This is a genomic window from Azospirillum humicireducens (assembly GCF_001639105.2).
In the GTDB taxonomy this organism is placed as follows: Bacteria; Pseudomonadota; Alphaproteobacteria; order Azospirillales; family Azospirillaceae; genus Azospirillum; species Azospirillum humicireducens.
On the sequence record NZ_CP028902.1, the window covers coordinates 620,160 to 646,794 of the forward strand.

Genomic DNA, 26,635 nt, shown 5'->3' on the forward strand with positions numbered 1-26,635 from the left:
GCCTAACTAAAAATTCCGCCTCTGCGCAAAAAGTGGATTGTTGGAGCACCAATCACAGGATATCATATTTCAGTTGATGTAATCGAATAGCGATTACAAAGACGGACACCATGCAGATCAAGGAGATCGCGTGTGGACGTGATCGCTGAGCTGTCGGGCCTGGTCGGCGCCGACGCCGTTCTGACATCCAAACCCGACCTGGAGGCCGCGACGGAAGACTGGCGCGGGCGCTACCGCGGGCCGGCCCTCTGCCTCGTCCGCCCGGCGACTGCCGAGCAGGTGGCCGCGGTGGTGCGCTGCTGCGCCCGGCACGGGATTCCGCTGCTGCCGCAAGGCGGCAACACCAGCCTGTGCGGCGGCGCCACCCCGTGGGAAAGCGGCCCGGCCCCTGTCATCCTCAATCTGGCGCGCATGCGCGCGGTGCGCAGCATCGACCCGGTCAACAGCACGATGGTGGTCGAGGCCGGCTGCGTGCTTGCCACCGTGCAGGAAGCGGCGGCGGCGGCGGGACGGCTCTATCCGGTCAGCCTGGGTGCCGAAGGCTCCTGCCAGATCGGCGGAACCATCGCGACCAACGCCGGCGGCACCTCGGTCCTGCGCTATGGCAACACGCGCGACAATGTGCTGGGGCTGGAGGTGGTGCTGGCCGACGGCACGATCTGGTCCGGCCTGTACGGCCTGCGCAAGAACAACACCGGCTACGACCTGAAGCATTTGTTCATCGGGTCGGAAGGCACGCTGGGCATCATCACCGCGGCGACGCTGAAGCTGCATCCGCTGCCGACGCGCCATGCCGTCGCCTGGGTCGGGATGGCGTCGCCGGCCGATGCGCTGACCCTGCTGACCCGCGTGCAGCAGCGTTGCGGTGCCCGGCTGTCGGCCTTCGAGATGATCAACCGCCTGCAGCTCGATCTGGTGGTGGAGCAGGTTCCGGGCCGCCGCAGCCCGATCGAGACGCCGGCCGACTGGCATGTGCTGATCGAGCTGTCGGACAACAGCGACGGCGACGCGCTGGACACGGAACTTCAGCTGATCCTGGAGGACGCCTTCGGCGACGGGCTGCTGACCGACGCGGCGCTCGCCGCCAGCGACGCCCAGCGCCACGCCCTGTGGGAGGTGCGCCACAGCGTGTCGGAGGCCAACAAGAAGGCCGGCGTCGGCCTGACCACCGATTGCGCGGTGCCGCTGTCGGCGGTGCCCGCCTTCATCGACGCCGCCACTGCCGCGGTGCAGGCACTGGCGCCGGATCTGCCGGCGATCGTCGTCGCCCATCTCGGCGACGGCAACGTCCACTTCATCCCCTTCTTCACCTTCGAGGAGTGGAGTGCCATTGCCGACCGCGAGGCGCTGGCCGCCGCCATCCGCCATGCGGTGAACGACGAGGCCGCCCGACTGAACGGCACCTTCAGCGCCGAACACGGGGTCGGCCGCGTCCAGCTGGGCGAAATGGCGCGCTACAAGCCCGCCGCCGAACTGGCGCTGATGCGCGCGGTGAAGCAGGCGCTCGACCCGCAGAACCTCTTCAACCCCGGCCGCCTGCTGCCGCCGGGCTGAGCATCCTTTCCGTTCCAACTTCCGCCGTTCCTTTGCCGTTCCGGCCCACCAAGAGGAGTTCCGACATGAGCATCCGCCAATCCGGTTGGTCCCGCCGCACCCTGCTGAAAGCCGGCGCCGTCGGCGCATCCGCCCTTGCCATGCCGGCGATCTGGAGCCCGGCGCGCGCGCAGAACAAGCGGATCGTCGTGCGCGACGACGGCGGCATCTACACCAAGGCCTATGGCGAGGTGTTCTACAAGCCCTTCACCGCCGCCACCGGCATCGAAGTGGTCGGCGTCCAGGCCAATGCGGAACCGACGGCGCAGATCCGCTCGATGGTGGAAGCCAAGTCCTACACCTGGGACATGGCGAAGATCAGCCAGCCGGCCATCCTGATGCTGACCGGCGGCGACAAGCCGCTGCTGGAGAAGCACGGGCTGGAGGCCGATCCGGCCGTCGCCTCGATCCCCAAGCAGTACATGTCGGAATACGGCGTCGGCACCAACGTCTACACCACCGTGCTGGCCTACCGCACCGACGCCTTCAAGGGCCGCAAGGCGCCGACCTCGTGGAAGGACTTCTACGACGTCGCCAACTTCCCCGGCCGCCGCGCCCTGCGCAAGCACCCGTTCGACACCATCGAACAGGCGCTGATGGCCGACGGCGTGCCGACCGCCGAGGTCTATCCCTGCGACCTCGACCGCGCCTTCAAGGCGCTGGACCGCATCAAGAAGGACATCTCGGTGTTCTGGACCAGCGGCGCGCAGGTCGAGCAGATGCTGCTGTCGGGCGAGGTCGACATGGTGCCGACCTGGGTGTCGCGTCCGCAGGCCGCCATCGCCGCCGGCGCGCCGGTCGGCATCGTCTGGGACCAGAACATCTGGGGCCTGGACAGCTGGTCGATCCTGGCCGGCACGCCGAATGCCGACGCCTGCCGCCAGTTCATCAAGTTCGCCTCCGACCCCAAGCGGCAGGCCGAGCTGGTGAAGTTCTTCCCGGCCGGCGTCACCCAGCCCGACGCCTTCAAGCACATCGACGCGAAGATCGCCGCCGATTGCCCGACCTTCCCGGCCAACATCGAGAAGGGCCTGCACATCGACGCCGACTATTGGCTGAAGAACCAGCAGAAGGGTCTTGAGCGCTACAACGCCTGGCTGCTGAGCTGAGGCAAGGCAACGCCTGTTGCCCCCTCCCCAACCCTCCCCCGNCCTTCGGCCCCACCCCCTTCGCGAGGAGGCGCGCATGTCTTCTTCCAGCCTTTCCGTCCAGGGTCTTGCCAAGCGCTACGGCGACTTCGTGGCGCTCGCCCCGACGGATCTCGTCGTCGCCGACGGCGAATTCCTGACGCTGCTCGGTCCGTCGGGCTCCGGCAAGACGACGCTGCTCAGCCTGCTGGCCGGGCTGGTGCCGCCCGACGAGGGAAGCGTGCGCATCGGCTCGCAGGACGTGACCTACGCCCCACCCTACGAGCGGGACATCGGCGTGGTGTTCCAGAACTACGCGCTGTTCCCGCACATGACCATCGAGGAGAACATCGCCTTCCCGCTGAAGATGCGGAAGGTGGGAGCGGCCGAGGCCAAGCGGCGCGCGCTTGAGGCGCTGGAGATGGTGCATCTGCCGCATATCGCCGGCCGCTATCCGCGCGAGCTGTCGGGCGGCCAGCAGCAGCGCGTCGCGCTCGCCCGCTGCATGGTCTACAAGCCGTCGATCATCCTGATGGACGAGCCGCTGGGCGCGCTCGACAAGAAGCTGCGCGAGCATATGCAGCTGGAGATCAAGCGCCTGCACCGCGAGCTAGGAACGACGGTCGTCTACGTCACCCACGATCAGGAAGAGGCGATGACGATGTCCGACCGCATCTGCCTGATGAATGCCGGGCGGATCGAGCAGCTGGGCACGCCGGCCGACCTGTATTTCCGCCCGCGTTCGCTGTTCGTCGCCGACTTCCTGGGCGAATCCAACATCCTGCCCGCCGCCCTGGGCCGCCGCAGCGGCGACGAGGTCGAGATCGGGCTCGGCACGCTGGGCGTGTCCGGCCGGGCGCTCGCCAACGGCAACGACCTGCCGCCGGGCACCGAGGTGCGCGTGATGGTGCGGCCGCAGAACCTGACGGTCGCCCGCAAGGGCGGAAATGCTCCGGACGGGCTTCAGGGCCGCGTGTCGGAGGTGATGGTCACCGGCAGCCTGACCAAGGTCTACATGGAGCCGCTGGACGGCAAGCTGCCGCCGCTGGTCGCCGCCTTCCCCACCCGCAACGACGACGACGCGGTGCGCATCGACGACGTGCTGACGCTGTCCTGGAGCGGCCGGGACGCCGTGGTGATCGCCGACAGGATCGCCGACAGCGCCCGTGCGGCCGGGACGGCGTGAGATGAGCGGACAGTCCATGACCATGACCCACGCCCCCGGCGCCAAACGCCATTCGCCCCCGCCCGCCTGGCGCAAGCCGGTGCTGATGGGCGCCCCGCTCGTCCTGCTGCTCGTCGCCTTTCTGGTCTTCCCGGTCGGGCAGCTGCTGGCGCTCAGCGTCTACAATGGCCAGGGCTTCACGCTGGCGCCCTATGCCCAGCTGTTCGCCTCCAGCCTCTACATCACCGTCCTGTGGATCACGCTGAAGATCTCGCTGGCGACGACGGTGGTCGCGGTGGTCGCGGCCTATCCGGTCGCCTACCTGATCTCCATCGCCAAGGGGCCGGCGAAAAGCCGGCTGATCTTCTGGGTGCTGCTGTCCTTCTGGACCAGCTTCCTGGTGCGCGCCTTCGCCTGGGTCGTCATCCTGGGCCGCAACGGCGTCGTCAACAGCACGCTGATGTCGCTGGGCATCATCGACACCCCGGCCGACCTGCTCTACGGCTTCGGCGCCGTGCTGGTCGGCATGGTGCACGCCATGCTGCCGCTGGCGGTGATGACCATGCTGGCGGTGATGGAGAACATCGACCGCACCCTGCCGCGCGCCGCCGGCACGCTGGGTGCCCGTCCCGGCACCGCCTTCTGGACCGTCTATTTCCCGCTGTCGCTGCCGGGCGTCGCCGCTGCGGCGATCATGGTCTTCGTGTCGGCCATCGGCTTCTTCATCGTGCCCGCCCTGCTGGGCGGCCGGAAGGAGACGATGATCACCCAGCTGATCATCGATCAGGTGCAGCAGACGCTGAACTGGGGTCTGGCCGGCGCCATCTCGGTGCTGCTGCTGACGGTCGTGCTGGTGGTGTTCGTGCTGTACGACCGTGTCTTCGGCTTCGCGTCGCTGACCGGCGAGAGTGCGGTGGTGCGCAACCGCGACACCGCCATGCGGCGGCTGGGCGGGCGCGTGCTGGCCGCGCTGGGCTCCGCCAGCGATGCGCTGGTCGGCCTGGTGCCGCGCCGCCACCCCATCCGCGGCCGGTCCGAGCGTCCGGTTGCGCTGACCGCCTTCGTCTGGCTGCTGCTGGTGCTGATCAGCCTGCCGGCCTTCCTGATGATCCCGCTGTCCTTCGGCAAGGGCGGGCTCGCCTGGCCGCCGTCGGGCTTCACGCTGCAATGGTACCAGCAGCTGCTGGACTCGCCGATCTGGATGCAGGCGCTGTGGCGCTCCATCGTGGTGGCGTTCGGCACCGGCCTCCTGTCGATGGCGATCGGCGTTCCCGCCGCCTTCCTGATGGTGCGCGGCCGGATGCGGGGCAAGGGCGCCATGCTGGCCTTCATCCTGTCGCCCATCGTCGTGCCGCGCATGATCATCGCCGTCGGCATGTTCTATGTCTTCGCCCAGATGGGTCTGGTCGGCACGATCCTGGGTCTGGTCATCGGCCACACCGTCGTCGCCGTGCCCTATGTGGTCATGACCATGATGGCGGTGCTGCGCAACTACGACACCCGGCTCGACCTCGCGGCGCAGAGCCTGGGCGCCCGGCCGGTGGCGGCGCTGCGGCACGTCACCTTCCCGATCCTGGGGGCCGGCATGCTGTCGTCCTTCCTGTTCGCCTTCGCCACCTCCTTCGACGAGCTGACCATCTCGCTGTTCTCGTCGGGCGGCCTCAGCGCCACGCTGCCCAAGCAGTTCTGGGACGAGGTGACGCTGCAGGTCTCCCCCGTCATCGCGGCGGTGTCGACCGGGCTGCTGCTGTTCGTCGCCACCCTGATCACTGTCGCGGACCGGCTGCGGCGGCGCAGCCTCGCCGCCTAATCCACCTTCACCACTCGCTTCTTCCAAGGATTAGACATGCTTGACGCCACGAAGCTTCGCGGCATTCTGCCCGCCACCCCGACGCCGGTGACAGCCGACGGCACCATCGACGTGGCGGCCTCCAAGGCGCTGTTCTCCTGGCTGTTCCGCCAGGGGATCGACGGGCTGGTCCCGCTCGGCGGCACCGGCGAGTATGGCGCCCTGGCGAAGGACCAGCGCATCCGCTTCGCCGAGCTGTCGGTGGAGGCGATGGCGGGCGCGGGAGAGAAGCGCGGGCCGGTGATCGCCGGCGTGCTCGACACCGGCTATTACGACGCGCTGTCGGCGGGCCGCGATTTCGCCGCCGCCGGTGTGGACGGGCTCTTGGTGCTGACCCCCTATTACACCAACCCGACGCAGGCCGGCATCCGCGACTATTTCCTGCGCTACGCCGACGAATCGCCGGTGCCGATCCTGATCTACGAGATCCCCTACCGCACCCGCATCGCCGTCGATCCGGAGATCCTGCACGAGCTGTCGCGGCACGAGCGGATCATCGGCATGAAGGCCTGCAACACCGACATGTACCATTTCCTGCGCACGGTGGCGGGGGTGGACTCCTCCTTTGCGGTGCTGAGCGGCGAGGACACGCTGTTCCCGCTGCATGTCGCGGCCGGCGCCCGCGGCGGCATCGTGGTGACGGCCAACCTGCTGCCGCGGGCGTGGCGTCTGATCCACGACCTCGCCTCCACCGGCAAGCTGGACAAGGCGCTGGAAATCCACCGCACGCTGATCCCGATGATGAACCTCGCCTTCGCCGAGACCAACCCCGGCCCGATGAAGGCGGTGATGGACCTGATCGGGGTGGAGGCCCCGGCGATGCTGGCGCCGCTGCGCGAGCCGGCCGAGCCGCTGAAGCGGTCGCTGCGGCGCGAGCTGTCGCGCCTGCTCGTCACCTATGAGGGAATGCCGGCCGCCCAGCCGGTATGATCGGTGGCAACCGCGCGACGCGTGGCAATCGGTCCGCCGGATGCTATGCGTTGGCGCGGAGGCGCCGGGCGACGGTGTGAAGGCGCTGGCCCGGCCGGATGAGGAAGTCTTAGGGGGATTGCCGATGACGCGGACAGCAGGACGGACGCCGAAGGCGGAAAAGTCCGTGACGGAAACGGGCACGAGTGCAACGAAGGCGGATTCGGACACGAAGAAGGCCGATCCGCGCGAGTCCTCGCTGTTCGTCGGCTCGACCGAGAAGACCTTCCAGATCCTCCACGCCTTCGACGGGCCGCACCGGCAGATGCCGCTGTCGGAGATCGCCAAGGCCGCCAACCTGGACCGCAGCGCCGCGCAGCGGCTGGTCTACACGCTGGAGGTGCTGGGCTATCTGCGCCGCGTCCACGGCACGCGCAACTATGCGCTGACGCCGAAGCTGCTGCAGTTCTCCTACAACTATCTGCGCGCCAACGAGCTGATCGAGAAGGCCTTTCCCTATCTTCTCGACATCAGCCGCAGCGTCGGCGAGACCACCAACCTGCAGGAGCTGGACGGCGCCGAGATCGTCTTCGTCGCCCGCTTCCCCGGCAAGCATCTGGTCAACATCGAGTTCATGGTCGGCAGCCGCCTGCCCGCCTATTACACGGCGTCCGGCACCGCCATCCTGTCGCGCCTGTCGGAGGAGGAGCGGGAGGACATCCTGGCCCGCACCGACCTGCGCCCGCTGACCCCCTTCACGGTCTGCGACCCCGACCGGCTGCGCGCCCGCGTACGCGAGGCGGGGGAGAAGGGCTATGCACTGCTGGTCAACGAGACGGTGATGGGCGACATCTCCGTCGGTGCCGCCATCACCGACGAGCATGGCCGCGCGGTGGCCGGCCTCAGCATTTCGGTGCCCGCCACGCGCTGGACGCCCGAGCAGGTCGAGCAGGAGCTTGCCCGCCATGTGCAGGTGGCGGCGGCCTCCATCTCCGTCCACAAATTCGGCGGCTATTCGCGATAGCGCCCAACCCGACAGGAGGCGGTTGACCCCATGGCGGCCCATCAGGCATGCCTGAACATCGACGAGTTGCGCCAGCGGGCCCGCCGCTTCCTGCCGCGCGGCCTGTTCGAGTACATCGACCGCGGCACCGAGGACGAATCCTCCCTGCGCCGGCTGCGCGACGGCTTCGATCATGCCGAGCTGACGCCGCGGGTGCTGGTCGATTGCAGCGGACGCCACACCGGCGTGACGCTGTTCGGCCGCGAGCGCCCGCTGCCCTTCGTCATCGCGCCCACCGCCGCCGCCGGTCTGGTCCGCTACGACGGCGAGGTGCTGCTGGCCCGCGCCGCCCGCGCCGCCGGCATTCCCTTCGGCGTCTCGACCCAGTCGATCACCAGCATCGAGGCCATCGCGGAGGCCGGGGCCGAGCTGTGGTTCCAGCTCTATGTCTGGCGCGACCGCAGCCTGACCCATGCCCTGCTCGACCGCGTCGCCGCCTGCGGCGTCGACACGCTGATCCTGACGGTGGACACCGCCGTTTCGCCGAAACGCGAGTATAACCGACACAACGGCTTCACCGTGCCGGTGGTGCCATCCCTGCGCGGCGCGCTGGACGTTGCGCGTCATCCGGCCTGGGCGGGCGGGGTGCTGCTGCGCCTGCTGGCCGCCGGCGGCTGGCCGGGATACGCCCATTATCCGCCGCAGTTCCGCACCCGCATCACCGATGCCGCCGCCCATGATGGGATCCGGCTGTGCGACCGGGTGAGCTGGGACGATGTGGCGGATCTGCGCCGCCGCTGGGCCGGACGGATCATCCTGAAGGGCCTGCTGGCGCCGGAGGATGCGCAGCGCGCTTTGGAGGCCGGAGTCGAGGCCATCGTGGTGTCGAACCATGGCGGGCGCAACCTGGACTGCGCACCCTCGCCGCTTGCGGTTCTGCCGCGGATCATGGACGCGGTCGGCGGCCGGATGACGGTGCTGGCCGACAGCGGCGTGCGGCGCGGCAGCGACGCCGCCAAGCTGCTGGCCGCCGGAGCGGCGGCGGTGCTGCTCGGCCGGGCGCCGCTGTTCGGGCTCGCGGCCGGCGGACAGGCGGGGGCGGAGCATGCGTTGGCGATCCTGCAGGACGAACTGGACCGGACCATGGCCCTTCTCGGCTGCCGGACGGTCGCGGAACTGCGGGGGTAGAGGCAGATCTTTCCGAAGCTTATGATACTGTGGCGCATCAATCGGATGCCTCCAACGTCATGAGGAAAGATCGGACAATGTCGAACAACGCCCCGAAAACCGCCACGGCCAAAATCGCCATCGTCACGGGCGCAACGTCCGGATTCGGCGATGCCATCGCCCGGCGGCTGGTGGCGGAGGGCTGGCGGATCGTCGCCACCGGCCGGCGGCAGGACCGGCTGGACGCGCTGGTCGAGGCGCTGGGCGGACCGGCGGTGGTCCATCCGCTGTGCTTCGACATCCGCGACGAGAAAGCGACGCGGGAGGCCCTGGCCTCGCTGCCGGACGACTTCGCCGACATCTCGGTCCTGGTCAACAATGCCGGGCTGGCGCTGGGCACCAAAGCGGCGCAGGACTGCGACCTGGACCAGTGGCGCACCATGATCGACACCAACGTCACCGGGCTGGTGACGATCACCCGGCTGCTGCTGGACCGGCTGATCGCCCGGCGCGGGCTGATCGTCAACCTCGCGTCGGTCGCCTCCAACTGGCCCTATCCCGGCGGCAACGTCTATGGCGGCACCAAGGCCTTCGTACGGCAGTTCTCGCTCGGCCTGCGCAGCGATCTGTCGGCGCAGGGCGTGCGCGTGACCTCCATCGAGCCGGGGCTGGCGGAAAGCGAATTCACGCTGGTGCGCACCGGCGGCGACAAGGCGGCCTACGACGCGCTCTATGGCGGGGCCAACCCGCTGCAGCCCGAGGACATCGCCGAGACGGTACGCTGGGTGGTGTCGCTGCCGCCCCACGTCAACATCAACGCCGTGGAGATCATGCCGGTCAGCCAGTCCTGGGCACCGTTCAAGATCCACCGCGAAACGCCGGCCTGAGAAACACTGGCCGCAAGGTCGGCGGTTGCACCGCTGGCGGCGCTCGCCGCCGGCGGTGATGCGCGCCGATCAGTCGCGGCCCTTGCCGACCAGCAGCCGTTCCAACCCATAGACGCGGTCGAGCACCAGCATGGCGGCGACCGTCAGGAAGATCAGCACCGCCGACACCGCGGCGACCAGCGGGTCGATGTTGTCCTGGATGTAGAGGAACAGGCGCACCGGCAGGGTCGTCGTCTCCGGCGAGGCGATGAAGACGGTCATCGTCACCTCGTCGAAGCTGTTGATGAAGGCCAGCACCCAGCCGCTGGCGACACCCGGCAGGATCAGCGGCAGCGTCACCCGGCGGAAGCAGGTCCAGGACGACGCGCCCAGCGACGCCGCCGCATTCTCCACCGCCCGGTCCATGCCGGTCGACGCCGCCAGGATCAGCCGCAGCGCGAAGGGCAGGATGATGATGACATGGCTCAGCACCAGCCCGGCGAAGGTGCCGCCCAGCCCGATCATGGTGAAGAAGCGCAGGAAGGCGATGCCGAGAACGATGTGCGGCACCATCAGCGGCGACAGGAACAGCGCCTGGATCGCCTCGCGTCCGAAGAACTGGTGGCGCGCGATGGCGAGCGCGGCCGGCACCGCCACCAGGATCGCCAGGGTGGAGGACACCGCCCCCAGCAGCAGGCTGTCCTTGAAGGCGCGGATGAATTCCGGATTGTCGCCGATGGCGCGGAACCAGCGCAGCGACAGTCCCTCGGTCGGCAAGGACAGATAGCCCTGCGAGGTGAAGGCGACGGCGCAGACGATCAGGATCGGCGCCAGCAGGAAGCCCAGGAACAGGACGTGGAAGATCAGCGCGAGCGGGCCGTTGCGGTTCATTCGAACACCTGTTTGTAGCGACGTTCGACCAGCCGGTTGCAGCCGACGATGATGACGATGTTGGCGATCAGCAGCAGCACCGCCACGGTGGCGCCCAACGGCCAGTTCAGCGTGTTCAGGAATTCGTCATAGGCGAGAGTCGCCGCCACCTTCAGCCGCCGCCCGCCGATGATCGCCGGGGTGGCGAAGGCGCTGGCCGCCAGCGCGAAGACGATGATCGACCCCGACAGGATGCCCGGCACGATCTGCGGCAGCACCACCCGGCGCATCACCGTCAGCGGCCCGGCGCCCAGCGACAGCGCCGCATTCTCCACCTGCGGGTCGAGCCGCTGGAGCGAGGCCCACACCGACAGCACCATGAAGGGCACCAGCACATGGGTCAGCGCGATGATCACGCCGGTCTCGGTATACATGAACTCGATGGGCGTCGCGATCAGCCCCAGCGCCATCAGCCCCTGGTTGACCAGCCCGGTCGAGCCGAACAGCAGCGCCCAGCCCAGCGTCCGCGACACCACCGAGATCAGCAGCGGCCCCAGCACGATCAGCAGGCACAGGCCGCGCCAGGGCGATTTCATCCGGCGCAGGATGTAGGCCTCCGGCGCGCCGAACACCGCGCAGAGAATCGTCACCACCGCGGCAATGCGGAAGGTGCGCAGGAAGACCTCGTGGAAATAGTCGTCGGCGATGATGTCGGCATAGTTGCCGAGCTGCCAGACATTTTCGATGCCGCCATAGAAGCTGAAGCTGTTCAGCGACAGGAGGAAGGTCATCACCAGCGGGACCAGCAGCAGCACCGCGAACAGGGCCAGCCCCGGCGCGCTCAGCAGATAGGGCGTCCAGGGCCAGCGGCGCGGCCGGCGCGGCGGCGGTGCGTGGGTGGAGGGATTTGCGGCAGTCGCCTGCACTTGGCTTTCGGTGGATGCCGCCATGCTCATGCCGCCTCCTGGGCATTGAAGACCGTATCAGGATCCGCAGGCATCACCGCCATGTCCTGCGGGCGCCAACCGACCATCACCCGCTCGCGCTCCGCCGGCAGGGGCGAGCCGTCATGCTGGCGGATCACCATCACGCGGCCGGCCGCGGTCTCGATCTCGAACAGCCACTGCGTGCCCTGGAAGACGCGGGCCAGCACGGTGCCGCTGAGACCGCCGGCATCGACGAAGCCGATCTTCTCCGGCCGGACGGCCAGCGCCCCCGGACCAGCGGGCACCGGCTGCGACACCGGCCACACGCTGTCCGCGACGGTGATGACGGTTCCTGCCGCCCCGCTGCCGACCATGCCCGGCAGCAGATTGGTGCGGCCGAGGAAGTTGGCGACGAAGGCGTTGGCCGGACGGTCGTAGGCGTCCTGCGGCGTGGCGACCTGCTGGATGCGGCCCTTGTTCATCACCACCACGCGGTCGGACAGCGCCATCGCCTCCGACTGGTCGTGGGTGACGAGGATCATGGTGGTGCCGACGGTGCGCTGGATGCGGCGCAGCTCGATCTGCATCTCCTCGCGCATCTTGGCGTCGAGGTTGGACAAGGGCTCGTCGAGCAGCAGCAGGCTCGGCTTGATCACCAGCGCGCGGGCCAGCGCGACGCGCTGCTGCTGGCCGCCGGACATACGGCGGGGGTGGCGGTCGCCATACTGCTCCAGCCCGACCAGCTTCAGCGCGTCGGCGACCATGCGGTCGCGGTCGGCACGATTGATCTTGCGCATCTCCAACCCGAAACCGACGTTTTCCGCCGCGGTCATATGGGGGAACAGGGCGTAGCTCTGGAAGACGATGCCGAGCCCGCGCTCGTTCGGCTTCTTCGCCAGCAGATCCTGGCCGTCCAGCATCACCCGGCCGCCATCGGCGTCGAGGAAGCCGGCGATCATCTGCAAGGTGGTGGTCTTGCCGCAGCCCGACGGCCCCAGCAGCGAAATCAGCTCGCCCTTCTCAACGGTCAGCGAGACGTTGTCGACCGCCGTCCAGTTTCCGAAGCGCTTGGTCAGTTGGTCGAGAACCAGATAAGCCATGCCGTCGTCTCCCTTTCGCTGTATCCCCCCTCTCCCCCGCTCACGNGGGTCCAGCGCTTGTTCCATGCTTCGCGGTTCTTGTTGATGGTGTCCCAATCCACCACCAGCAGCTTGCCGACCTGCTCCGGGCCATAGGGAATGCCGGCCTGCTTGTCGGCGGGCAGCTCGACCGTCTTGTTCACCGGGCCGAAGCCGGCGCTGACGGCCAGCGCGGTCTGCGCCTCGACCCCCAGCATGTGCTGGATGAACTTCTGCGCCTCGGGCGCATTCTTGCTGCCGGCGATCTGGCAGGCGGCGGAGCCCAGCACGATGCCGCCTTCCTTGGGATAGACGAAGGTGGCGGGGAAACCGGTGTCGGCCAGCGCCTTGGCGCGGCCCGAGCCCCACACCGCGATGACGGCCTGGTTGCTCTGGAACAGCTCGGTCATCTTGCCCGGCGACGGCTCGTAGGCCAGCACGTTCGGGTTGACCTTATCCTTGAATTCCTTGAATCCCGGCTCGATGTTGGTCTCGCCGCCGCCGTTCAGGCGGGCCATCATCACCAGCGCGTGCAGGCCGTAGCTGTTGTTGATCGGCGGCACCACCAGCTTCTTCTTGTAGCGCGGATCCTCGATGTCCTTCCACGAGGTCGGGGCCTGGATCTTGTTCTCGTCGAAATATGCCTTGTTGTAGACGATGCCGGTGCCGACCGCGCCGAAGTTGATCGCCTTGCCCGACGGCATCTTCGCCAGATCGTAGAGCTGGTCGTAGACCGGCGCCTTCTCCAGGTCGGCGCAGAAGTTCAGCGCCACCGCCTGATACATCGGGCCGTCGTCGAGGATGACGACGTCGATCTGCTGGTTGCCCTTCTGGGCCTGCAGCTTGGCGAGGTTGTCGGTCGAGTTGCCGGCGACATACTCGACCTTCACGCCCGTCGCCTTTTCGAAGGCCGGGATGATGTCCTTGCGTATGGTCTGCTCGAAGGAACCGCCATAGGCGGCGACATAGAGCGTCTTGTCCTGAGCGGCTGCCTTCTGGACCGCGGCCATGCCGCACCACAGGGCCGCCGTCGCCATCAACCCGCACATCACGGAGCGCATCGTCATTCTCCTCTTGAGCCTCGGTCCCTGTTCAGGGGTTCCTGTTCACGGTCCTGGGGTTTCATCTGAGCCTGATCTTCGGACCGCATCGCGTTGCGGATCCGGATCGCCGCTTTTACCGTCCCTCTCCTTGCCGCCGCCGTTGCTGCAGGCTGTTTTTCGGGAAGGTCGCGGCCAGGACGCAGGCCAAGGGTGCTGGTGCGGTCACATAACCGTCAAATCGAAAAACCGCCATCATTCATCCGGTAATGTTATAATTCCGTGTTCCGAACGAGTTGGGGACCGGCTTCGGTGCCGGTGCCCGGTCCAAGGAAGCGGTCGCGGAAGCGCATCGCCTCCTCCATGAAGCCGGTCAGAAAATCTTCGGCGATCATCGACAGCGGCACCTGGGCGGAGCGCAGGATGGCGATGTCGAAGCCGATGCGCGGTTCGAAGGGGCGGACGATCAGGCCGTGCGGGACATAATCCTGGGCGGTGAAGGGATCGACGACCGACACGCCATAGCCGGCCGCCACCATGGCGCAGGCGTTCATGGTCAGCTGGGCTTCCACCCGCATCACCCGCGACACGTCATGGTCGGCGAAAACGGTGTCGATGCGGGAGCGCAGCAGCGCCGGCGGGGTCGTGGAGATGAAGCTCTCCCCCTCGAAATCCTTCGGGACCAGCACATCCTTGGTGGCGAGCGGATGGCCGGGCGGCAGTATGGCGACGGCCGGAATGCCGGGGATCTTCTCGGTCAGCACCGCCGCATGGTCGATGGGGGTGTGGGCGAATCCCAGCTCGCACTGGCCGGTCGCCACCCAGTCCAGGATGATGGGCGAGGTGCTGCCGCGCAGCGCGATGTCCACCCGCGGCCGTTCGCTGAGGAAGCGCGCGACGTAGCGCGGCAGGAATCCCACGCCCAGCGCCGGCATCGCCGCCACCCGCAACGCCCCGCTGCGCCGGGCGGTCAGATCGCGCGCCGTCTGCTCGATCAGTTCCAGCCCGACGAAGGCGCGGTCGACCACCTGATAGAGCGAGATCGCCTCGCTGGTCGGCGCGATCCGGGGGCCGCGCCGTTCGAACAGCGTCAGCTTCAAGGCATATTGCAGGTCGCTGATCAGGCGGCTGACCGCGGGCTGGGAGATGTTCAGCAGTTCGGCCGCGGCGGTGATGCCGCCGGTCACCATCACGGCGCGGAAGGCCTCGATCTGGCGCGGATTGATCATGGCGCCGGTCCCTGGCCGCCAACCACAACATAACATTCAGTCATGAAACACCCCTTCGATCTGATTTGACAGTTATAAGTTGGCTGCCGATGCTGTCGCAAGGATCGAGGAGCGGCCGTGCGTTGCCGGGAAGCATCCCGCGGCGTCGGTCCCGTGAAAACCCTGCAGTTCGCAAGCCATCCATGCGCAAAACCGGCGCGGAACGGGCTTTGCGGAAGAGTACGCGATGCATCGCGAAGTATTCGGCACCGCATGCGGGAGCCGGGCCGACGGATGCGCGCATCACGACAACGGCGGCGGCCGATGCGCACGGACATGGACGCCGTGCGGCGGCGGCGGGAGTGGAGACGATGACGCAGCCCAGTCGGGGCGGAGAATACGACGTCGCCGTGATCGGCGGCGGGCTGGTCGGATCGGCGCTGGCCTGGGGCCTCGCCCGTGCCGGCCAGACGGTCGCCATGCTGGACGAGGGCGACATCGCCGTGCGCCCGTCGCGCGGCAACTTCGCCCTGGTCTGGGTGCAGGGCAAGGGTCTCGGCATGGCGGAGTATGCCGGCTGGACCAAGCAGTCCTCCGACGACTGGAGCGGCTTCGCCGACCTGCTCTACCAGCAGACCGGGCTGGACGTCGCCTACCGGCGCCCCGGCGGCTTCATGCCGATGCTGTCGGAGGAGGATCTGCAGGCCCGCGCCAACACCATGATGCGGCTGCACAACCAGCCGGACATGATCCGTTACCCCTACGAGGTGATGGACCGCGAGACGCTGCGCAAGGAGCTGCCCTTCATCGGGCCGGACGTGGTCGGCGGCACCTATTGCCCGCTGGACGGCCATTGCAACTCGCTGCGGCTGCTGCGCACCCTGCACAAGGGCATCGGCCTGCTGGGCGTCGATTACCGGCCCAACCACCGGGTCGAGCGCATCGAGCATCGCGACGGCGGCTTCCGCATGACCACAGCGGCCGGCGAGGTCCGCGCCGGCAAGATCGTGCTGGCCGCCGGCCATGACAGCGCGCGGCTGGCGCCGATGGTCGGGCTGTCGGCCCCCGTCCGCCCGCAGCGCGGCCATGTCATCGTCACCGAGAAGACCGTCCCCTTCCTGCACCATCCCACCGTCTATGTCCGCCAGACCGACGAGGGCGGGGTGATGATCGGCGACAGCTTCGAGGAGGCGGGATTCGACACCACGCTGCAGCCCGGCATTTCTTCGGCCATCGCCCAGCGCGCCATCCGCTTCTTCCCCCTGCTGGGCAAGTTGAACGTGGTGCGGAGCTGGGCGGCGCTGCGCGTGCTGACGCCGGACGGCTTCCCGATCTACGAGGAGTCGCAGACCGCCCCCGGCGCCTTCGTCGCCACCTGCCACAGCGGCGTCACCCTTGCCGCCAACCATGCGCTGACGCTGGCGCCGCTGATCGCGGCCGGCGGCCTCGGCGACCGATTTGCGCCCTTCAGCGCCCGGAGGTTCCATGTTCCGCAGGCTGCCTGAGATCGAAACCGCGGCCGAAGCGGTCGCCTTCACCATCGACGGCCGTCCGGCCAACGCACGGGCCGGCGACAGCGTCGCCGCCGCCTTGCTGGCCAACGGCATCACCGCCTGCCGCAACACCCCCGTCAGCGGCGCGGCGCGCGGTCCCTACTGCATGATGGGCGTCTGTTTCGACTGCCTCGTCACCATCGACGGGACCGGCAACCGCCAGGGCTGTCAGGTGCGCGTCGCCCCCGGCATGGCGGTGGAAACCCAGAACGGCAAGCGCGAGGTGGAGCGATGAGCGCCCCCAAGTTTGACTTCGACATCGCCGTCGTCGGCTCCGGTCCCGCCGGTCTCGCCGCCGCAGCCCTCGCCGCGTCGAAAGGCGCGTCGGTGGTCCTGCTCGACGAGCAGGCGGAACCGGGCGGCCAGATCTACCGCGCCGTCACCGAGACGCCGGTGCGCGACCGCAAGGTGCTCGGTCCCGACTACTGGCACGGCGCCGAGCTGCTGGGACCGCTGCGCGACAGCGGTGCCGCCCATTGGCCGGGTGCCACGGTGTGGAGCGTCGCCCGCCCGCGCGAAGACGGCCCGGACGGGGAACGAAGCATCCAGATCGGCCTGTCACGCAACGGTGCGGCGGCGATGCTGATCGTGCGCCACGTCATCCTGGCGACCGGCGCGCTGGAGCGTCCCTTCCCGATCCCCGGCTGGACCCTGCCGGGCGTGCTGGGCGCCGGTGCGGCGCAGGTGTTGCTGAAGACCTCCGGCCTCGTGCCGTCGGGCGCCACGGTGATGGCGGGCAGCGGCCCGCTGCTCTGGCTACTCGCCTGGCAATACCTGCAGGCCGGCGCGCGGATCGATGCCATTCTCGACACAACGCCGAAGCAGAACTGGCGCGCCGCCCTGCCGCTGCTGCCCGGTTTCCTGCGCTCGCCCTATTTGGCCAAGGGCATGAAGCTGATGCTGGAGGTGCGGCGCAAGCTGACCGTCATCGGCAACGTCACCGCACTCCGCGCCGATGGCGACGGCGCCCTCAAGAGCGTCACCTACACCCGCAACGGCACCGAGCATAGGCTGCCCGCCGACACGCTGCTGCTGCATCACGGTGTCGTCCCCAACCTGAACCTCGCCAACGCCACCGGCTGCGCCCAGCGCTGGGACGAGCAACAGCGCTGCTGGCGGCCGACCACCGACGCGTGGGGCGCCACCTCGGTCGAAGGCGTGTCGCTGGCCGGCGACGGCGCCGGCATAGGCGGCGCCCGCGCGGCGGAAGAGGCCGGCCGTCTGGCCGCGCTCGACGCGCTGCACCGGCTCGGCCGCATCGGGCGCGAGCAACGCGACCAGCTGGCGGCTCCCCATCGCGCCGCGCTCGACCGCGCGCTGACCGGCCGCGCCTTCCTCGACACGCTCTACACCCCGGCGGAAGCCTTCCGCGCACCGGCCGACGACACCATCGTCTGCCGCTGCGAGGAGATCACCGCCGGTGCGGTGCGCGAGGCGGTGCGGCTCGGCTGCTCCGGTCCCAACCAGGCCAAGAGCTTCCTGCGCTGCGGCATGGGGCCGTGCCAGGGCCGGCTCTGCGGCCCGACGGTGACCGAGGTCATCGCGGCGGAGCGCGGCGTCTCCCCGGCGGAGGTCGGCTATTACCGGCTGCGCCCGCCGGTGAAGCCGATCACGCTGGCCGAGCTGGCGGCCTTGCCGAAGACCGACGCCGACATCGACGCCGTGTTCAAGCACTGACCGGAGGCGCCCGATGACCGCGACCGTCTCCACCCGTCCTGATGTCATCGTCATCGGCGGCGGCCTGCACGGCTGCTCGGCCGCGCTGCACCTGTCGATGCGCGGCGTCCGCGTGCTGGTGCTGGAGAAGGATCATGTCGCCCGCCACGCCTCCGGCGTCAATGCGGGCGGCGTGCGCCAGCTCGGCCGCCATGTCGCCGAGGTGCCGCTGACCGTCGCCTCTATGGCGCTGTGGCACCGCATCCGGGATCTGGTGGACGACGATTGCGGCTTCGAAAGCCACGGCCAGATCAAGGTGGCGGAGAGCGAGGCCGAGCTGGCGACCTCGCACGCCCGCGTCGCCGAGCTGACCGCGCTGGGCTTCACCCACGAGGAGGTGGTCGGCCAGGACGAGCTGCGCGCGCTGGTGCCGGCCATCGCCGACCATTGCGTCGGCGCGCTGGTGTCGCGCGGTGACGGGGCGGCGATCCCCTTCCGCACCACCTTCGCCTTCCGGCGCAAGGCCATCTCGCTCGGCGCCCGCTTCCAGGAAGGCGGCGCCGTGACGCGGCTGGTCCGTAAAAACAATTTGTGGAGCGTCGAGACCGCCGACGGTGGCGTCTACGAAGCCCCGGTGGTGGTGAACGCCGCCGGTGCCTGGGCCGACCGCATCGCCGCGCAGGTGGGGGAGCCGGTGCCGCTGGAGGTCATCGCACCCATGCTGATGATCACCGCCCGCGTCCCCCCCTTCATCAAGCCGGTGGTCGGCGCCACTGGCCGCACCCTGTCCTTCAAGCAGTTCCCCAACGGAACCGTGCTGATCGGCGGCGGGCTGCTGGGCCGGGCGATGCGCGACGAGAACCGGACGGAGCTGGACTTCTCCCAGGTGTCGGTGAACGCCCGCACGGTGTGGGACCTGTTCCCGTGCATGCGCGGCGCCACCATCGTCCGCTCCTGGGCGGGGATCGAGGCGCGGATGCCGGACCAGATCCCGGTGATCGGCCCCAGCGGCACCCAACCGGACCTCTACCATTCCTTCGGATTCTCGGCGCACGGTTTCCAGCTTGGCCCTATTGTCGGGCGCATCACCGCCGACCTGATCACAGGCGGGTCCACCGACCTGCCCATCGCCCCTTTCAGCATCGGCCGCTTCGCCGCCTGACCCTTTGGAGCATCGAACCCGTGACCATCCAGCGCTTCCACCTGACCCCGCGCCTCTGCGACATGGTCATCCACAAGGACACCGTCTATCTCGCCGGCCAGATCGTCGATGACGGCTCCACCACGGTCGAGGCGCAGACCCGCGACGTGCTGCGCCAGATCGACGCCCTGCTGGCCGAGGCCGGCACGTCCAAGAGCAACCTCCTGACCGCCACGGTCTATCTCGCCGACATCGCCACCTTCCCCGAGATGAACGCCGCCTGGGACGCCTGGGTCGACAAGGCCAACCCGCCCGCCCGCGCGACGGTGGAGGCCCGCTTGGCCGACCCGTCGATCCTGGTCGAGATCGTGGTCGTCGCGGGGCTTTGACCGCCCTTCTTCCACCCCTTTCAAACAACCAAGGAGCAGTTTTCCGTGATCAAGCGCATCGAGAAGACCAAGATCATGCACCGCGTCGTCGTCAACAACGGCACGGCCTATCTCGGCGGCATCATCGCCGACGACGTCAGCGTCGGCATGGGCGGTCAGGTCACGCAGATCTGCGGCAAGCTCGACCAGATGCTGGCGATGGCCGGCAGCGACAAGACCAAGCTGCTGTCCGCCCAGCTGTTCATCACGAACATGAGCCTGAAGGACGAGATGAACGAGGCGTGGCTGTCCTGGCTGGACGGCAACGACCTGCCGGCCCGCGCCACCATCGGCGTCGCCGATCTCGGCAAGCCGGAAATCCTGATCGAAGTGGTCGTCACCGCCGCCGTCTGATTGGTGCCGTCTGAGTGACGCTGTGACGCCCCGTGCCCGACGCGCGGGGCGTCATTGTTTCGGACCTACTGTTTCGGTGTCGGGCGAAGCAGCGCGATCAGCAGCAGCGTGTCCCCCACCTCCAGCGCACGGTAATTGTGCACCGTGATCAGGAATTGGGGGACGAGGAAGGCGGTCGACAGCATCACCAGCCGCACCACCCACGGGCTCCAGGCCACCGGCGACGGCGCGGCCGGGGGCGGTGGAGGCGGGGGCGGCTGCAGACCCGTTTCCCGGATCGGCGTGGCGGCATCGGTCATCCGGGACGCTCCTTGGAAGGTTCCTTCCAAGCGACCCTACGCGATCATCCGTGAAAAGGCGCCCTGAACCATGGTGCAGCCCCGCTTGGGAAAGCGGTGACGCCTGTTCCCGGGCCGGATCACCATTTGACCGTGGCGTGGACGAGGAAGGAGCGCCCGGCCTCCAGGTAGCGGCGGCGGTCGGCGGAGGTCTCGGCGACGCTCACCACGTTGATGTAGTTGTAGTATTCCTGATTGAACAGGTTCTTGACGGAGGCGCCGAGCGACAGGTGATCGGTCGGGTTCAGGTAGGCCGACAGGTCGACCGTGGTGTAGGACGGCGCCTTCAGATAGGTGGAGCTGCTGACATCGTCGGCCTTCTTGGCGAAGGCGTGGGTGGCAACCACCTCCGCCCCCCAGAAATTGTCCGGCGCGGTATAGGACAGGCCGGCATTCAGGGTCAGCGGCGCCACCTCGTCGATGGCGGTCTTGGCGTCCAGGTCGAAGCCGCGGGCGAAGGCCGCCGCGCCGAACAGCGACCAGCCCGGCTGGAAGCGCCACTCCCCCTTGCCCTCGACGCCGAAGATCTCGACCTTCGAGATGTTCTGCGACTGGTAGCGCAGCAGGCCGCTGCTGCTGCGGCCGACCGCACGCTGGGCGATGAAGTTGCTGTAGCGGTTGTAGTAGCTGGAGACCTGGAAGCTGGAGCCGTCGGCGTATTTGGCGCGGAAACCGGCCTCGACGCCGTTGCTGGTCTCCGGCTTCAGGCTGGCGTTGGGCAGCACCTCGTAGCCGTAGGTCGGGTTGGAGAAGCCCAGGTTGGCATCGTCATAGGGCGGCGCGCGGAAACCGTGGGCATACTGGCCGAACAGCGAATATTCGCGGGTCAGCTCGTAGGTGGCGCCGAACTTCGGCGACAGCGCCAGCTTGTCCAGCTTCGACGGGGTGGAGGACGGGTTGGAGGCGAGATAGGCCGCGTCCAGCTCCGGGTTCATCCGGTAATAGTCGAGGCGCAGGGCCGGCACCAGACGCAGCCGGTCGATGGTGATCTCGTCCTGCAGATAGCCGCCCAGCATCAGCGTGCTGGTGTTGGGGAAGGTGCGGCTGGGATAGGTGTCGCCGTTGTAGCTCTTGGCGGAGGCGCCGGTCGCCGTGTTGGTCAGCGTCACGTCGCGCATGCGCTCGGTGCGGATGTGATCGACGCTGAAGCCGTAGGAGAGGCGGTTGGGCAGCCCGAACCAGTTGGCGTCGGTGCGCATGTTGACCGCGCCGCCGAAGATCCGCTGTTCGGATTCGTTGTTGGTCTCTTCGCGCAGGGTGGAGCGCGCCGGGAACAGCGTGTTGGTGGAGGTGGTAACGCCGGTGGTGCGGGTGCGGTTTTCCTGATGGTCGTAGCCGGTGGCGTAGAGCCGCCAGTCGATATGGTCGATGAAGCCGATGGGGGCGTCGTGCGAATGCTCCAGCCCGATGCGCCAGCGCGTCGCCTCGTCATCGCTGACGGAATCGGCGACGGTTCCGCGGGTGGTGCGCGACGGGACGGTCGAGAAGATGTAGCTGGCGGCGGTGCCGACGTCGTTGCGCAGGGTGGTGTCGGTGTCGCGGTGGAAATACTCGCCGGTCAGCGTCACCTTGTCGGGGCCGCGTTCCCACACCAGCTTGGCCAGCGCGTTGTTGACCTGATAGTCCTGCGGGTTGCGGAAGCTCTTGTCCTTGGACTTGTACTCCTCGCCGTCTCGACGGGTGAAGATGCCGAGCATCGAGAACTCGCCGGCGCGCATCGCCGCGGTGCCGGTTTCGGAGAAGGAGCTGTCGACGCTGTCGTAGGCCCCCTTCAGCGAGGCGTAGAAATCCTTGCCGGGATAGAGGTAATCGGCCGGATCCTTGGTGACGTAGCCGACCACGCCGCCCAGCGCATCCGACCCGTAGAGGGCGGAGGACGGACCGCGCACGATCTCCACCTGCTTGAGGGAATCGAGGTCAACCGCGTCGCGGCTGTAGCCGGCGGACGGACCGGCCGATTTCGGCGTTTCCGGCAGGCGGGTGCCGTCGATCAGCATCAGCACGCGGTTGTCGGTGATGCCGCGGATGGCGAAGCCGCCGGCACCGGCGCGGGCCGGCGAATTGCTGACCGTCACCCCCGGCTCGTAGCGCGTCAGGTCCTGCAGGCGGTGCAGGCCGCGCGTCTCGATCTGTTCCTCCCCGATCACGGAGATTGTGGAGGTCGCCTCGTCCAGCCGCCGCTGCCCGCGTTCGCCATAGACGGTCACGGCGTCGAGCACGGTTGCCGGCTGGCCCGCCTGCGGGGCTGCCGCCGTCTGCGTCGCCGTCTGTCCCACCGTCTGGGCGAGCGCGGCACCGGCGCCGGCCAGGGTCAGCGCCGACGCCGACAGCCACAGCGCCCGGCGCAACCGTCCAGGCCCTGCGATCCGCCTCGAAATGCTGGGGGTTGCGGTCATCTCTGTCTCTCCTCGCTTTTTTGGGGTCACGCCGGACCCGGCCGGCACGATGATGTCAGTTTTGCTATTGATTATTATTCTCAACTACTAGGCGCAGAACGGGCAAGTCGGCCGTCATTCCCACGAAGGCGCATAGGCGCCAACTTAAGGATTTGATGACGCTCGAAGCCAAGGACATCCCTCGTCGAGTGTCATCCCCGCACAGGCGGGGATCCAGTGTTTCCCAAGCGAAATCAATGGGTTAGACTGGATCCCCGCCTCCGCGGGGATGACGGCCGAGTGAGGTCCACAATCACTCAGAAGCTCTCATGCCGCTGACAGGCAGAGCCGGTCGCGCAGGGCCAGGAAGCGCTCCACCTGATCGGCCAGAAGCTGGCGCTTCTCGTCGCGGCCGACGAAGATCTTGAACATCGCCTCGCCGTCGCCGTTGAAGAAGATCACGGCGCAGCTGTCGCCGCTGCCCATGAAGGGACGGCGGACGAAGGCGAGGTCGGCGCAGCGGCCAAGCCGGATATGGCCGCCGATCGGGCTGCCGCCGGCCAGATTGTAAAAGCCGCGCCCGAACTGGCCGAGCGGAAGCGGTCCCTTGCATTCCAGGACCAGATCGGCGCTGTGCACCAGGAAGGTGATCGGCCCCCAGCCGGCGATGTCGGTCATCGCCGCTTCCGCCGCCGAACCGGGGGCGAAGCCACGCATGGCCTCCGGCAGGCAATCGACGACGGTACGCAGGCTGACGCCAGTCTCCGCAGCCACCGCCTCCAGCACCCCGCCGGGTTCGGCGAGAAGCCGGGCACGCAGGGACTCCAATGCTGCATCCTGGCTGGCGGCGGGGGTGTGCTGTGCGGTCATGGCGGGTTCCGAATGGGCAGGACGGAGGGGGACAGGTGTCTGTCCGGTGATATCTATGAGAATAATTCGCAGTCGCGTTTAAGCTCAACCGCGCTTCCCTTAACGCCGCTTAATGTGGCGGGGGTGTCCGGTCCATCTGGGCGTGGCGGCCGAGACGGATGGTGACGCGGAGCCCTGGCGCATTGTCCTCCAGCAGCAGCCCGCCGCCATGCAGGGTGGCGATGGCGCCCACGATGGACAGGCCGAGCCCATAGCCCGGCACCCCATTCTGCGGATTGAGCCGGAAGAAGCGCTGGACCGCCAGCGCCCGCTGGCCGGGGGCGAGCCCCGGTCCGCGGTCGGCGACGCACAGCTCCTCCCAGCCGTCGCGGATGCCGGCCGACAGCCGGATTTCCTGCCCGTCTGCCGCATATTTCAGGGCATTGTCCACGAGGTTGGCAACGGCCTGGAACAGCAGGCTGCGGTCGCCGCGGATGCGCAACCCCGGTTCGACCGCGACGGACAGCGTGACGCCCGCGTCGTCGGCCAGCGGCAGGTAGGATTCGCGGATCTCCTCCAGCAACGCTTCGGCGTCCAGCGGCTCCATGCTCAGGCTGCAGCGGGCGGTTTCGATCTCGCCCAGCCGCATGATGGCGCGGAACAGCTGCTGGATGCGCAGGGTCTCCTCGATGCCGTCCTCCAGCGCGCGGCGGATCTCGGGGTCGGCGCACTCCTCGGCGATGCCGGCCAGCCGGTTGTGCAGGTGGGTCAACGGCGTTCGCAGCTCGTGCGCGATGCTGCTGGACACGCTCGACACCTCCTCCACCAGCCGGTTGACGCGGTCGAGCGTGCGGTTGATCTCGCGGCCGAGGCCGGCGAACTCGTCGTCGGTGCGGCCGACGTCGATCCGGCGGTTGCGGTCGCCCCCGGCATAGGCGGCGAGCGCCTCGCTCATCGCACCGACCCGGCGCAGGGTGCCGGAGCTGAAATAGACGCCGAAGGTCAGGCTGGTCAGCAGGAACAGCAGCACGCCGACACCGGCCGCCAGCGGCACCGCCCGCATCTGGCTCAGCATCGGCTGGATGTCGTAGGCGTTGATGAAGCGTCCGCCATCGGGCAGCGCCACCACCAGAGCCTGCATCTTCCAGCCGTCGGTGGCGTCCTTGCCGCGGCGTTCGACCAGCCCGGTGGGGCAGGAGGCGAGACGCGCGGGATCGCAGTTCAGCACGTCCAGCAGCCGGGCCGCCGTCGCGTCGTCGCCGTAGAGCAGCCGTCCCGAGGCATCCAGCACCAACCGCTTGCGCGCCGTCTCCGTTTCGAACTGCTCGCGACGGCGCAGGTCGGCGGCCAGATCGGGGGAGTCGCCGAACCGCCCAAGCTGGCGCTGGGTCGCGGTGTCGCGTTCCAGCAGCTCGACCACATGGTCCTTGACCAGATCGGTCAGCAGGCTGCGGCTCCACAGCACCGCACCCGAGGTGACGACGACGAAGACCGCACCGATGGTCATGGTCTGGCGAAAGCTGCGGGTGTCGAGCAGCGGGCGGATGCGGGCGGGAAGCCGCTCAACCAAGCGCATAGCCGATGGCCCGCACGGTGCGCAGCAGGGGCGGATCGAAATCCTTGTCGATCTTGCTGCGCAGCTTGAAGACATGCACCTCCACCAGATTGGTCGGCGGGTTGAAGCCGTAGCCCCACGCCTTTTCCAGCAGCATGGTCCGCGTCACCGTCTGGCCGGGGTTGCTCATCAGGATGTGCAGCAGGCGGAATTCCTTGTCGGTCAGCTCGATGGGCACGCCCTGCCGCGTCACCCGTCGCTGGACCACGTCCATCACCAGATCGCCGACGGACAGCAGGTCGCCGGGAGCCGCCATCGCCTGCCCGTGGCGGCGGGACAGATGCTCCAGCCGCACCAGCAGTTCGGCGAAGTCGAAGGGTTTGCCAAGATAGTCGTCGGCCCCGGCGCGCAGCCCGGCCACCCTGTCGGAGGTCTCGTCCAGCGCCGACAGCACCAGCACCGGCGGATGGCGCGTGCCGTTCAGCCGCTTCAGCACCTCCATCCCGTCGAGCTTCGGCAGCATGCGGTCGAGCACGACGACGTCGAACGCCTCTTCCGCCAGCAGGCGCAGCGCCTCCTCGCCGTCGCCGGAGAAGCGGCAGGAATGGCCGGAGCCGTTGAGCTTGGCCCCGATCCAATAGCTGACGGCCGCATCGTCCTCGACGACCAGAACGCGCAACGCCTCCTCCCTTCGTAAAAAATGATATTAATAATCAGTCGCAAAACGGCTGTCCAGCCCGGATGGCGGCTGCCCTGTCGTGGCAAAGACGGCCCCCTGTCCGTCCGGCGCCGGCATCCGGACGAAGCGGGTGGCGAAGACCCGTTCCAGAACCGGAACCGGCAGGGCGGACATCGGGCCGCTCCACGCCTCCCGCCCGTCGGCCAGCACCAGCGCGTCGTCGCAATAGCGGGCGGCCAGCGTCATGTCGTGCAGCACCACGGCGCAGGCGCCGCCGGTCCGCTCCATCCAGGCCCGCGCCGCCCGCAGCAGGTGATGCTGGTGTGCCGGATCCAGGCTGGCGGTCGGTTCGTCGAGCAGCAGACAGGGTGAGCCGTCCGGTCCGTCGCGGTGGAGCGCTCCGGCGGCAAGCTGGGCCAGCGCGCGGGCGAAGGCGACCCGCTGGCTCTCGCCACCCGACAACTGGGGCAGCAGGCGGTCGCGCACCCCCTCGGCATCGGCGGCCCGCAGGCTGTCGGCGATCAGCCGCCGCCGCTCGCCGGCGCTGCAGGGGGCGGTTTCGACCGCCAGCATGATCGCCTCCTCCACCGAGAAGGCGAAACCGGCGGCTGGATGCTGGCCGACCAGCGCCCGGCGGCGGGCGAGAAGCCGCGGCGGCAGCTCGCGCAGATCCCGGCCGTCGAGCCGGACGGCGCCGCCGGTCGGCCGGCGTTCGCCGGACAGCAGGGCCAGCAGGGTCGATTTGCCGGCGCCGTTGGGGCCGAGGATGGCCAGCAGCCGGCCGGGAACCAGATGGACGGTCACGCCGTCGACCAGCCGGCGGCCGCCCACGGCGAAGGACACTTGATCGGCTTGCAGCAAGATGG

Annotated in this window: 24 protein-coding genes and 1 pseudogene; 14 read left to right on the forward strand and 11 right to left on the reverse strand. The window is 68.5% G+C overall.

Annotated features, from left to right (window positions below; genetic code table 11):
• Positions 1-132 precede the first annotated feature (132 nt).
• The 8 genes from A6A40_RS17375 (at position 133) to A6A40_RS17410 (ending at position 9,700) form a co-directional block, all read left to right on the forward strand.
• A complete protein-coding gene (locus tag A6A40_RS17375) occupies positions 133-1,554 on the forward strand; it encodes an FAD-binding oxidoreductase (protein WP_108547149.1) in 1,422 nt (473 codons plus the stop codon).
• 65 nt (positions 1,555-1,619) lie between these two features.
• Positions 1,620-2,702 (forward strand): ABC transporter substrate-binding protein, encoded by a 1,083-nt coding sequence (locus tag A6A40_RS17380; RefSeq protein ID WP_108547150.1) that lies wholly within the window; start codon positions 1,620-1,622, stop codon positions 2,700-2,702.
• A gap of 76 nt (positions 2,703-2,778) precedes the next feature.
• Positions 2,779-3,906 carry an ABC transporter ATP-binding protein gene (locus A6A40_RS17385; RefSeq protein WP_108547151.1) on the forward strand — a complete coding sequence of 376 codons (1,128 nt, stop codon included), beginning with the start codon at positions 2,779-2,781 and terminating at the stop codon, positions 3,904-3,906.
• A 1-nt stretch (position 3,907) separates the two neighbouring features.
• Positions 3,908-5,695: an ABC transporter permease subunit gene (locus tag A6A40_RS17390; RefSeq protein WP_108547152.1), complete on the forward strand. Its 1,788-nt coding sequence runs from the start codon at positions 3,908-3,910 to the stop codon at positions 5,693-5,695.
• A 36-nt stretch (positions 5,696-5,731) separates the two neighbouring features.
• Complete coding sequence (locus tag A6A40_RS17395) at positions 5,732-6,664, forward strand: dihydrodipicolinate synthase family protein (protein ID WP_108547153.1); 933 nt, start codon at positions 5,732-5,734, stop codon at positions 6,662-6,664.
• Positions 6,665-6,788: 124 nt separating this feature from the next.
• On the forward strand, positions 6,789-7,667 hold the full coding sequence (locus A6A40_RS17400; RefSeq protein ID WP_108547154.1) for an IclR family transcriptional regulator: 879 nt from the start codon (positions 6,789-6,791) through the stop codon (positions 7,665-7,667).
• Between the two features lie 30 nt (positions 7,668-7,697).
• Complete coding sequence (locus A6A40_RS17405; RefSeq protein ID WP_108547155.1) at positions 7,698-8,834, forward strand: alpha-hydroxy acid oxidase; 1,137 nt, start codon at positions 7,698-7,700, stop codon at positions 8,832-8,834.
• A 77-nt stretch (positions 8,835-8,911) separates the two neighbouring features.
• On the forward strand, positions 8,912-9,700 hold the full coding sequence (locus A6A40_RS17410) for an SDR family NAD(P)-dependent oxidoreductase (RefSeq protein WP_108547156.1): 789 nt from the start codon (positions 8,912-8,914) through the stop codon (positions 9,698-9,700).
• Positions 9,701-9,769: 69 nt separating this feature from the next.
• Here A6A40_RS17410 and A6A40_RS17415 read toward each other — a convergent pair whose 3' ends face one another.
• The 5 genes and pseudogenes from A6A40_RS17415 to A6A40_RS17435 all read right to left on the reverse strand — a co-directional run bounded on the left by A6A40_RS17415 (position 9,770) and on the right by A6A40_RS17435 (position 14,862).
• Positions 9,770-10,570, reverse strand: a complete 801-nt coding sequence (locus tag A6A40_RS17415; protein ID WP_098736848.1) for an ABC transporter permease — start codon at positions 10,568-10,570, stop codon at positions 9,770-9,772.
• Positions 10,567-11,505, reverse strand: a complete 939-nt coding sequence (locus tag A6A40_RS17420; protein WP_108547157.1) for an ABC transporter permease — start codon at positions 11,503-11,505, stop codon at positions 10,567-10,569. The genes A6A40_RS17415 and A6A40_RS17420 overlap by 4 nt, the downstream gene beginning before the upstream one ends.
• The gene (locus A6A40_RS17425; protein WP_108547158.1) at positions 11,502-12,575 is read right to left on the reverse strand and encodes an ABC transporter ATP-binding protein; all 1,074 of its coding nucleotides are present in this window, start codon (positions 12,573-12,575) and stop codon (positions 11,502-11,504) included. Before A6A40_RS17425 ends, A6A40_RS17420 begins: the two co-directional genes overlap by 4 nt.
• Positions 12,576-12,621: 46 nt before the next feature.
• Positions 12,622-13,654: pseudogene (locus tag A6A40_RS17430) on the reverse strand (ABC transporter substrate-binding protein); the annotation flags it as partial.
• A 251-nt stretch (positions 13,655-13,905) separates the two neighbouring features.
• Positions 13,906-14,862, reverse strand: coding sequence for a LysR substrate-binding domain-containing protein (locus A6A40_RS17435; protein ID WP_108547159.1), 957 nt, complete (start codon positions 14,860-14,862; stop codon positions 13,906-13,908).
• Between the two features lie 350 nt (positions 14,863-15,212).
• Between A6A40_RS17435 and A6A40_RS17440 the strand changes: the two genes are divergently transcribed.
• From A6A40_RS17440 to A6A40_RS17465, 6 genes are read left to right on the forward strand one after another with little or no spacing between them, the layout of a single operon-like run.
• Positions 15,213-16,346 carry an NAD(P)/FAD-dependent oxidoreductase gene (locus tag A6A40_RS17440; RefSeq protein ID WP_108547160.1) on the forward strand — a complete coding sequence of 378 codons (1,134 nt, stop codon included), beginning with the start codon at positions 15,213-15,215 and terminating at the stop codon, positions 16,344-16,346.
• Positions 16,327-16,629 (forward strand): (2Fe-2S)-binding protein, encoded by a 303-nt coding sequence (locus A6A40_RS17445; protein ID WP_108547161.1) that lies wholly within the window; start codon positions 16,327-16,329, stop codon positions 16,627-16,629. Before A6A40_RS17440 ends, A6A40_RS17445 begins: the two co-directional genes overlap by 20 nt.
• The gene (locus A6A40_RS17450; RefSeq protein WP_108547162.1) at positions 16,626-18,071 is read left to right on the forward strand and encodes an FAD/NAD(P)-dependent oxidoreductase; all 1,446 of its coding nucleotides are present in this window, start codon (positions 16,626-16,628) and stop codon (positions 18,069-18,071) included. The genes A6A40_RS17445 and A6A40_RS17450 overlap by 4 nt, the downstream gene beginning before the upstream one ends.
• A 13-nt stretch (positions 18,072-18,084) precedes the next feature.
• Entirely contained in the window at positions 18,085-19,212 is a 1,128-nt protein-coding gene (locus tag A6A40_RS17455; RefSeq protein WP_108547163.1) for an NAD(P)/FAD-dependent oxidoreductase, read from the forward strand.
• Positions 19,213-19,232: 20 nt separating this feature from the next.
• Positions 19,233-19,580 carry a RidA family protein gene (locus A6A40_RS17460; protein ID WP_108547164.1) on the forward strand — a complete coding sequence of 116 codons (348 nt, stop codon included), beginning with the start codon at positions 19,233-19,235 and terminating at the stop codon, positions 19,578-19,580.
• A gap of 45 nt (positions 19,581-19,625) precedes the next feature.
• The gene (locus A6A40_RS17465) at positions 19,626-19,973 is read left to right on the forward strand and encodes a RidA family protein (protein WP_108547165.1); all 348 of its coding nucleotides are present in this window, start codon (positions 19,626-19,628) and stop codon (positions 19,971-19,973) included.
• Between the two features lie 65 nt (positions 19,974-20,038).
• On the opposite strand, the gene A6A40_RS17470 is transcribed toward A6A40_RS17465, so the two are convergent.
• The 6 genes from A6A40_RS17470 to A6A40_RS17495 all read right to left on the reverse strand — a co-directional run bounded on the left by A6A40_RS17470 (position 20,039) and on the right by A6A40_RS17495 (position 26,630).
• Entirely contained in the window at positions 20,039-20,272 is a 234-nt protein-coding gene (locus A6A40_RS17470) for a hypothetical protein (protein ID WP_108547166.1), read from the reverse strand.
• A 119-nt stretch (positions 20,273-20,391) separates the two neighbouring features.
• Positions 20,392-22,707, reverse strand: coding sequence for a TonB-dependent hemoglobin/transferrin/lactoferrin family receptor (locus A6A40_RS17475; protein ID WP_108547167.1), 2,316 nt, complete (start codon positions 22,705-22,707; stop codon positions 20,392-20,394).
• Between the two features lie 306 nt (positions 22,708-23,013).
• The gene (hutX, locus tag A6A40_RS17480; protein WP_174718528.1) at positions 23,014-23,556 is read right to left on the reverse strand and encodes a heme utilization cystosolic carrier protein HutX; all 543 of its coding nucleotides are present in this window, start codon (positions 23,554-23,556) and stop codon (positions 23,014-23,016) included.
• A 109-nt stretch (positions 23,557-23,665) separates the two neighbouring features.
• Entirely contained in the window at positions 23,666-25,111 is a 1,446-nt protein-coding gene (locus A6A40_RS17485; protein WP_108547168.1) for a sensor histidine kinase, read from the reverse strand.
• Positions 25,098-25,769: a response regulator transcription factor gene (locus A6A40_RS17490; protein WP_108547169.1), complete on the reverse strand. Its 672-nt coding sequence runs from the start codon at positions 25,767-25,769 to the stop codon at positions 25,098-25,100. Before A6A40_RS17490 ends, A6A40_RS17485 begins: the two co-directional genes overlap by 14 nt.
• A gap of 27 nt (positions 25,770-25,796) precedes the next feature.
• On the reverse strand, positions 25,797-26,630 hold the full coding sequence (locus A6A40_RS17495) for an ATP-binding cassette domain-containing protein (RefSeq protein WP_236783853.1): 834 nt from the start codon (positions 26,628-26,630) through the stop codon (positions 25,797-25,799).
• Positions 26,631-26,635 lie beyond the last annotated feature (5 nt).